This window comes from Oleiphilus sp. HI0067 (assembly GCF_001635735.1).
Genome location: NZ_LWFI01000737.1, coordinates 1 through 1,055, shown reverse-complemented (window position 1 = coordinate 1,055; position 1,055 = coordinate 1). Strand labels below are relative to the sequence as shown.

The 1,055-nt window shown below is 45.6% G+C and carries 1 protein-coding gene; it reads left to right on the top strand.

Annotated features, from left to right (window positions below; translation table 11 throughout):
• Positions 1-884: histidinol-phosphate transaminase (gene hisC, locus A3739_RS08135; protein ID WP_068500986.1), on the top strand; the 884-nt coding region annotated here is incomplete at its 5' end.
• Positions 885-1,055 lie beyond the last annotated feature (171 nt).

Sequence of the window (1,055 nt, the reverse complement as noted above, 5' to 3'; positions counted from 1 at the left end):
GCGAGTTGTTAAAGCTAGATGCTTTGCATGAGCAATCAGGTTTTGATTTGGACATATTGCTTGGTAACGGGTCCGATGAAATTATCCAAATCCTAGCTATGGCGCTTGCTACACCTGAACGTGGCGTGTTGGCAGTTGAGCCAAGTTTTGTGATGTACAAAATGATCTCGGCTTTTGTTGGTGTGCCATACACTGGCGTGGATCTGAACGCCGATTTCTCAATTAATCTAGCCGCTACCTTATCGGCAATTCAAGAGCATGACCCAGCCGTTATTTTTTTAGCTGCGCCCAATAACCCGACAGGCAATGTGTTCTCTGAAGAAGATTTGCAGGCAATTATCGACGCCGCAAATGGCCTTGTTGTGCTTGATGAAGCCTACATGGCATTTACCGATAGTGATTTATTGTCTTACGTGTCGCGTTACCCAAATGTAGTTGTAATGCGAACCTTCTCGAAGGTCGGTTTAGCAGGTTTGCGCCTTGGCTTCATGGTGGGTAGCAGTACTTGGCTTAATGAATTTGAGAAGCTTCGTTTGCCATACAATATCAATGTGTTAACACAGGCCAGTGCTAGTTTAGCTATCAAGCACTACGACAAACTAGCGGCTCAATGTGAGTTGCTTAAGACTGCTCGATCTGAGTTACTCGCTTCCTTGGCGGATATTGATGGTCTGGAAGTTTTCCCTAGCGAAGCGAATTTCGTGCTCGTGCGCTGCAGTAATGGTGGAGCACGAAGTGTTTTTGAAGCAATGAAGACTCAGGGCGTGCTCATAAAGTGTTTGGATGGAGGGCATCCTCTACTAGCTGAGTGTTTGCGATTAACGGTCGGTACCGTCCAGCAAAACGAAGAAATGATTGTGGCGCTTAAGAAAGCATTGGCTTAGGGATTTCGGAGGGCAAGAAATGATCGAACGTATTGAGTTAGAGAAATATTTAGCAGACCTTCTCAGTATCTCGAGCATTCGAGACTATTGCCCAAATGGTCTTCAAGTCGAAGGTGCTAGTCAGATTTCAAAAATCGTCGGTGGTGTGACTGCGTCTCAAGACCTAATTGA